Origin of the sequence: Streptomyces sp. ISL-11, assembly GCF_018614525.1 — a bacterium.
In the GTDB taxonomy this organism is placed as follows: domain Bacteria; phylum Actinomycetota; class Actinomycetes; order Streptomycetales; family Streptomycetaceae; genus Streptomyces.
In genome coordinates, this window is the sequence record NZ_JAGGOL010000056.1 from 27,186 (window position 1) to 27,455 (window position 270).

A 270-nucleotide genomic window follows, 5' to 3' on the forward strand; every position below is an offset into this window, starting at 1 on the left:
GCCTTCCGGGTGAGGACGTCCACGACGGCCTCCTGGAAGGACGCCGCCACGTCCGCGACCGGCACCTCCTCGCCCGCCGCGCGCTTGGCCTCTATCCAGCGGGCCACGGCGGTCTTGAGGCCGGAGAAGGAGAAGTCGTAGACCGGGTCGCGGGAACCGGTCAGGCCGCGCGGGAAGCGGATCGCGTCCGGGTTGCCCTCGCGGGCGTAACGGTCGATGACCGGGCCGCCGGGGAAGCCGAGGTTCAGGACGCGGGCGACCTTGTCGAAC

At 72.6% G+C, this 270-nt stretch carries 1 pseudogene; it reads right to left on the minus strand.

Annotation, left to right across the window (positions count from 1 at the left end):
• Positions 1-270: pseudogene (locus J7E86_RS31050) on the minus strand (tRNA (adenosine(37)-N6)-threonylcarbamoyltransferase complex transferase subunit TsaD); the annotation flags it as partial.